This is a genomic window from Laceyella tengchongensis (assembly GCF_900182735.1).
GTDB classification, from domain to species: Bacteria; Bacillota; Bacilli; order Thermoactinomycetales; family Thermoactinomycetaceae; genus Laceyella; species Laceyella tengchongensis.
The window spans coordinates 1-7,528 of record NZ_FXTU01000017.1; the positions used below are offsets into that span (position 1 = coordinate 1).

At 49.9% G+C, this 7,528-nt stretch carries 5 protein-coding genes and 2 rRNA genes; all 7 read right to left on the reverse strand.

What is annotated here, in order from left to right:
• Positions 1-171: ribosomal RNA gene (locus tag QQZ12_RS16670) — 16S ribosomal RNA — on the reverse strand; the annotation flags it as partial.
• Positions 172-488: 317 nt separating this feature from the next.
• Positions 489-2,171, reverse strand: a complete 1,683-nt coding sequence (ilvD, locus tag QQZ12_RS16675; protein ID WP_284724680.1) for a dihydroxy-acid dehydratase — start codon at positions 2,169-2,171, stop codon at positions 489-491.
• 20 nt (positions 2,172-2,191) lie between these two features.
• Positions 2,192-3,451, reverse strand: coding sequence for a threonine ammonia-lyase IlvA (gene ilvA, locus QQZ12_RS16680; RefSeq protein ID WP_284724682.1), 1,260 nt, complete (start codon positions 3,449-3,451; stop codon positions 2,192-2,194).
• A 37-nt stretch (positions 3,452-3,488) separates the two neighbouring features.
• Positions 3,489-4,475, reverse strand: coding sequence for a ketol-acid reductoisomerase (locus QQZ12_RS16685; protein WP_102992701.1), 987 nt, complete (start codon positions 4,473-4,475; stop codon positions 3,489-3,491).
• A gap of 43 nt (positions 4,476-4,518) precedes the next feature.
• Entirely contained in the window at positions 4,519-4,764 is a 246-nt protein-coding gene (gene ilvN / locus QQZ12_RS16690) for an acetolactate synthase small subunit (protein ID WP_102992702.1), read from the reverse strand.
• The gene (gene ilvB, locus QQZ12_RS16695) at positions 4,761-6,467 is read right to left on the reverse strand and encodes a biosynthetic-type acetolactate synthase large subunit (RefSeq protein WP_284724681.1); all 1,707 of its coding nucleotides are present in this window, start codon (positions 6,465-6,467) and stop codon (positions 4,761-4,763) included. The genes ilvN and ilvB overlap by 4 nt, the downstream gene beginning before the upstream one ends.
• A 937-nt stretch (positions 6,468-7,404) precedes the next feature.
• A 5S ribosomal RNA gene (rrf, locus tag QQZ12_RS16700) occupies positions 7,405-7,519 on the reverse strand.
• Between the last annotated feature and the right edge of the window lie 9 nt (positions 7,520-7,528).

Consider the following 7,528-nt stretch of genomic DNA (forward strand, 5'->3'; position numbering starts at 1 on the left):
GAGATTATCTGGTATTAGCACCGGTTTCCCGGAGTTATCCCAGTCTTACGGGCAGGTTGCCCACGTGTTACTCACCCGTTCGCCGCTAGGGTCCGAAGACCCCCGCACGACTTGCATGTATTAGGCATGCCGCCAGCGTTCATCCTGAGCCAGGATCAAACTCTCCGTTAAAGGTTTCACATCGAAGTGTGAAACTGAGGTTTGAGTCTATGCTCGATGAATTGACAGGTCACGTTGTCACTCTTTAGTTTTCAAGGAACACGTTGTTTCATTTCGTACCGCTCTTGCGGCGACAAATATGATCTTACTAAATGATTGCATTTGAGTCAATACAAAAACCATTATTCCATCTATTCAGATTATTTATCGGGATTCTGTATACTGTGGAAATGGCAAGGTGACAGACAGTTTTGGAGCAAGAGCTGTAAATGAAGGGAGGAAGCGGACAGCAGTAAGAATGAGTTTGACTGTGCCCGCTTTTGCAACCTTCAAATTTTCATGACTCCCCCGGTGCTGGCGGAGGTAACCAGTTTGGAATAACGAGCGAGATACCCCGTTTTCACCTTCGGCTCAAAACCGGACCACTTGGCTCGTCTTTGTTCAAGCTCTTCTGGCGACAACCGTACTTCCAATTTCTTTTGTTCGATGTCAATCACTACAATATCCCCATCTTCAATGAAGGCGATGGGGCCTCCTTCCGCAGCTTCAGGGGAAACGTGGCCGACGCAAATCCCTCGAGTTGCCCCCGAAAAGCGCCCATCTGTCACCAAGGCCACTTTCGTTCCCAAGCCCATCCCCACAATTTGAGATGTTGGCGCCAACATTTCGGGCATACCCGGCCCTCCTTTGGGGCCTTCATATCGGATGACGACAACATGTCCCGCTTGCACTTTTCCTGAGGCAATGCCTTGCAAAGCTTCATCTTGGGAGTCAAAGACAATGGCCGGCCCCTCGTGGCGGGTAATGCCGTTTTGAACGGCGCCTGATTTGATCACAGCGCCATCAGGAGCCAAATTGCCAAACAAGATCGACAAGCCACCTGTTTGCGAGTAGGCATCGGACAATGGCCGAATAACATCTTGATCCAAGATATCAGCCCCCAAAATGTTCTCGCCCAAGTTTTTGCCCGTGACGGTGATCTGATCCAAGTGCAAGGCTCCCTCTTTTTTACTGAGCTCGTTCAAAATGGCGGAGACGCCACCTGCCCGATGCACGTCTTCAATGTGATAATCGGAAGCGGGGCTAACTTTGCACAAATGCGGCACTTTTTGGGCCAACTGGTTGATCCGCGCCAATGAATAGTCTAATCCTGCCTCATGAGCAATAGCCAACGTATGCAACACCGTATTGGAAGAGCCTCCCATGGCCATGTCCAAAGCGAACGCGTTGTCAATAGCCTTCTCGGTCACAATGTCACGCGGCTTCAAATCCAGCTCGATCAGTCGCAAGAGTTGTTTTGCCGCTTGCTTGACCAGCTCTTTTCTCTCTTCGCTCACAGCCAGGATGGTTCCATTGCCCGGGAGAGCCAAACCGATTGCCTCCAGCAGGCAGTTCATGGAATTGGCGGTGAACATCCCTGAACAAGAACCGCATGTGGGACAGCCATACCGTTCCAATTCCTCCAGGTTGGCTTGGTTAATCTTGCCCGCTTGGTAAGCGCCGACCCCTTCAAACACGGAAGCCAAAGAAATTGAGCGACCGTCACTTGTTTTCCCCGCTTTCATCGGACCGCCGGACACGATGATGGTGGGAATGTTCACCCGCAAAGACGCCATGATCATGCCCGGAGTGATTTTGTCACAGTTGGGAATGCAGATCAAACCGTCAAACGCATGGGCTGCCACCACTGTTTCTATAGAATCGGCGATAATCTCCCGGCTGGGAAGGGAATAGCGCATGCCGATGTGTCCCATGGCAATCCCGTCATCCACCCCGATCGTGTTAAATTCAAACGGTACGCCACCCGCTTCACGTACTGCTTCTTTCACCAGTTCACCAAACGCTTGCAAATGAACGTGTCCGGGAATGATGTCAATATACGAATTGGCAATGGCGATGAACGGTTTATCCCAATCGGACTCATCCCGAATTTGTCCAGTCGCCCGCAACAAGCTACGATGCGGAGCGCGGTCGAACCCTCGCTTGATCGTGTCGCTTCTCATTTTTCCCACACGGCATCCCTCCTGGCCAGTCAAATCAACAGATGAAATAAGTTCGGATCCTTATTGATTTCCATGTAATCCACCTGGTTTCGCTCCATCCGTTCAATCAACAGTGGATATTCATCCCTCTCCTTCAACTCAATTCCCACCAGAGCGGGGCCGCTATCACGGTTGTTTTTCTTGATGTATTCAAATCGAGTGATGTCCGCCTGCTCCGTCAAAACTCCATTGATGAATTCCCGCAAAGCACCGGCCCGTTGCGGGAAATTAATGATGAAATAATGCTTCAACCCTTCATAAATCAACGATCTTTCCTTTATCTCAGACATACGGTCTATATCGTTGTTCCCGCCACTGATAACACAGACCACGTTTTTGCCCTTGAGCTCGTTCCGATAAAAATCGAGGGCAGCCAAAGCCAACGCTCCTGCTGGTTCCACAACTATCGCGTTTTCATTGTACAATTGCAGGATGGTGGAACATACTTTTCCTTCTGGCACCAGTACCACGTCGTCCAGCACTTGTTTGCAAATCTCCAGTGTCAGCGTGCCTACTTGCTGCACTGCCGCACCGTCAACAAATTTGTCCAGCTCGCGCAACATGACTCTTTCGTTTTGGTGCAATGACATATGCATCGCCGGGGCGCCGGCGGGCTCCACACCAATGATTTTGGTCATAGGACTGATCTTTTTTAGGTAGGTGCCCAAACCGGCGGCTAAACCTCCTCCGCCAATGCCGACAAACAAGTAATCAATGGAACCGGAAAACTGTTCAATGATCTCTAACCCCACAGTTCCTTGCCCAGCAATCACATCCGGGTCATCAAAAGGATGCACAAACAGCTTCCGTTCTCGCTCACACACTCGCATCGCCTCAGCGAACGAAGCGTCAAACGTATCGCCGGTCAAGACGATCTCCACATATGGACCGCCAAAACGCGCAACCTGGTTCACCTTTTGATTGGGCGTAGTGGTGGGCATGAATATTTTTCCTTGCACCTGCAACAAGCGACAAGAGTAGGCAACCCCCTGCGCATGATTGCCAGCGCTCGCGCATACGACCCCTCGATCCAATTCATCTCTTGAACGACGGCTTAAAAAGTGGTAAGCCCCTCTGAGTTTGAATGAACGAACAACCTGCAAGTCTTCACGTTTGAGATAAAGCTGACATTGATGCCGATCGGATAATAGCGCGTCATACTCCAGTGGCGTTTGTCTGACGACGTCCTTGAGCGCGCTCCGGGCACTTACCACATCACCCGGGCCGACGGCCTCTTTTACATTGATCATCTCCACACCGACCTCCGCATCCAGCCCTCTACTTCGTTTATTTCTGCATCCAACTCATCATTTGACGCAATTTGGCCCCCACTTCTTCAATCGGATGATTGGCCTCTTGCTGCTTGATCGCATTGTAAGAAGGACGCCCTGCCTGATTTTCGAGAATCCATTTTTTCGCGAATTCCCCTTGTTGAATTTCACGCAACACTTGGCGCATCTCCTCTTTGGTCGCATCGGTGACAATGCGGTTCCCGGTCATATAATCCCCAAATTCGGCTGTGTCGGAGATGGAATAGCGCATCCGGGAAAGGCCTCCTTCATACATCAGGTCCACGATCAATTTCAATTCGTGCAGACATTCAAAGTAGGCGATCTCTGGACTGTATCCGGCCTCCACCAACGTTTCAAATCCTGCTTTGACCAGAGCCGTCATGCCTCCGCACAAAACAGCTTGCTCACCGAACAGATCTGTTTCCGTCTCTTCGCGGAAAGTTGTTTCAAATACCCCCGCTTTGGTACAACCCAATCCTTTGGCATAAGCAAGTGCCACCTGTTTGGCTTGGCCCGTCGCATCCTGATGAACGGCTAGCAACCCCGGCACACCACCGCCTTGTTTAAATACGCGACGCACCAAGTGACCAGGGCTCTTGGGTGCCACCATGGCCACGTCCACATCTTCAGGGGGGACGATTTGACCGAAGTGAACATTAAACCCGTGTGAAAACAGCAACATGTTGCCGGCAGTCAATCCAGGCGCCACCTCTTCCTGGTACACCTTGGCTTGGTATTCATCAGGCAACAAGAGTTGGATCACATCGGCGCGGGCGCTCGCTTCTTTAACCGTCAGCACTTCAAATCCGTCAGCCTCCGCTTGTTGCCATGATTTGCCGGGTCTCAACCCAATCACCACGTTCACGCCGGAATCCCGTAAGTTTTGCGCTTGAGCATGCCCTTGGGACCCATAGCCGATCACCGCCACCGTCTTGTTTGCTAAAACGCTTAAATCCGCATGATTGTCATAATACATATGCATGTTATCAGTCTCCCTTTTTCGTTATTTGATGTGAATCTGAGATTTAATGGCTTTCTCCGGACAATTTCTGAACAGCGATAACATCAATCTGTTTGCTTAACTGCCTAATCATCTGATCCAATTTGAGAGCGTCACAATCCATGGTGATCGTCATGGTAGAAAAATCGGATCGCTCCTCCTTCTCCACCAGCAGGTGTTCTATGTCGATGCCCCTGCGCACATACATCCCCATAACTCTCGCCAATGCGCTAGACTTGGGATTCACCCTCAGCTTGATTGTCTGCTTCATCCTTCCCACCTTCCCAAAATCATCTCATTGTTGCCTTTGCCCGGAGGCACCATCGGAAACACACTTTCCTCTTCTTCTACTTGGAAGTCAACCACGATCGGACCAGGATAACGCAACGCTTCGTCAATGGCGCGTTCCGCTTCTTCCTTGGTGGTGGCGCGTATCCCTTTCACATGGAACGCTTCCGCCACTTTCACAAAATCTGGCGAACTAAGCCGCGATTCTGAATAACGCCCATCGTAGAATATCTCCTGCCATTGCCGCACCATCCCCAAAAAATGATTGTTGATGACAAAAATCTTCACGGGGATGTTCATTTCCGCGATCGTTTGCAGTTCCTGTATATTCATTTGGAACGAAGCGTCCCCGGCGATGCAAACGACGGTCGCATCCGGTTTGGCTAACTGCGCCCCCATGGCCGCCGGAAAACCAAATCCCATCGTACCCAAGCCACCTGATGTGATGAAACTGCGCGGTTGACGCACCCGGTAAAAATGCGCCGCCCACATCTGGTGCTGCCCCACCTCAGTCGTGACGATCGCTTTGCCCTCCGTCACCTTGCTCAAATAATCGATTACAAATTGTGGTTTCAACTCCCCGTCTGGACGTTGCTCATAGGTTAAAGGAAACGCTTGTGCCCTGCTTGTCGTTTGGCTAACCCACGCCTCGCTGTCTGGTCGGGGGGCTTGATCCAACAGCCGGAGCAACGCCTTTCGTACATCGCATACCAGCGGATAATCAATTGCCACATTTTTGCCGATCTCCGCGGGGTCGATGTCGATGTGCACCTTCTTTGAATGGGGAGAGAATCGTTCCAGCTTGCCCGTAACTCGATCATCAAAGCGCACACCACATGCGATCAACAAGTCGCATTCATAAGCGGCCATGTTAGCAGCATAGGTTCCATGCATGCCCAGCATTCCCAAAAACAACGGATCATCCGGTTCGAACGCCCCCAAGCCCATCAGCGTCGTGACGACGGGAATGTTGGCCTGTTTGGCAAAATTCCTCAATTCTTTTGAAGCTTCAGCGTGAATGATGCCACCACCGATATATAAAAGGGGGCGCCGAGCTTCGGCAATCGCAGTGGCGATCTTGGCAATTTGCTCTGGATCGGGTTCTTCCGCGACACGATAGCCGGGCAAAGAGATTCGGTCTGGATACTGACATTCGGCCTCCGCATTAGACACATCTTTCGGTATGTCAATCAAAACGGGCCCGGGCCGACCTGAACCGGCTACATGGTAAGCCTCATGGATGATCTTTGGAATCTCGGCTGAATCATGCACTTGGTAACTGTATTTGGTTACAGGCAACGTGATTCCCAGCACATCGGCTTCTTGAAAAGCATCCGTTCCCAACATAGAAGTGGCCACCTGACCCGTAAAGATGACAATAGGGACAGAATCCATAAAAGCGTCGGCAATGCCGGTTACCAAGTTGGTTGCACCTGGCCCCGAGGTGACCATCACTGTTCCCACCTTCCCCGTCGCGCGGGCATATCCTTCGGCAGCATGGATGGCCGCCTGTTCATGTCGCGTCGACACATGACGGATCCCACTGTTGTAAAGCGCGTCGTAGATCGGCAATATCGCCCCACCAGGATAACCAAAAATCGTGTCGACACCTAAGCGTTTCAAACACTGGACAACCATCCTGGCGCCGGATATTTTTTCAATCTTCTGACTAACTCCGGTGTTCATACTGTTTCACAACCTTTCCTCACAATGGTTTACCCAACATTCGCTTCTAAACAAGAAACGCCTACAAGCCGATTTGTTTGGTTGAAGGCATGGTCGGGAGGCCTCCTAAGCGATTGCCATCCCATGAGTCAGTACAAAAAAGCCCCAGCCATCAAACAAACGTTTCTCTTCCTTTCAAACGTTTGATTTGACGCTGAGGCGAGAAACACTCGCGGTACCACTCAGCTTCTCTACTTTTCTCACGAAAAGCAGACTCACCAAGTCCTTTTGCAGGACCTTAGTTTGCTAACGGAAACCAGCCGTTGCCTTCTACTTGAGAATGCTTCCTCTTTGAAAGGCAAAACTCAGAGGTGATACGTGAAATGGGATGACGCCCATCTTCTCAGCCATGAGATGGTTCTCTGTACCGTCAGCGCCCACTTCCGCTTGTCCTCTTCACCGTAGTTGAGTAATAAAGTTATGTTGTTATTTTCAAAAAATTCGATCTCAAAACACTTAACTGTCTTCCTTCCTGTCAGCCGGTTGAAGCCACCGGTAAACCATTTTGTAAGGGTATGAGTTTGTGGGAATGTGAAATGGTTGCTTTGTCAAGTTATTAAAAATGATTATAGTAACCTCTATTCATCTTGTCAACAACTATTGTAGTTATATAATGAATAAAATGAATAATGATATTGTTTAAAATGAGTTTACGAACATTTTCTTGCATAAGTCTACTGCTTCATTTTTAACTTGCATAAGGATTCGAACTCTTGCCAAAAACAAAGTGTTAATAGGTATGATCTCTGTTGTTATCAGTAGTATATCAGAATCGCCTGTAAATGCAACCGAGTAAATGAATTTTCTTTAATTTGTTTTACAAAAAGAGTGATGTACACCCTCACTCTGGCCTTATTCAGCAAAAAACCCCCACTTCAAAATGAAGTGGGGGTTGGTGGCCTGGCAACGACCTACTCTCCCAGGGCTTAAGCCCAAGTACCATCGGCGCTGGAGGGCTTAACTTCCGTGTTCGGTATGGGAACGGGTGGGTCCCCTCCGCCATCATCACCAGACGTTATGTT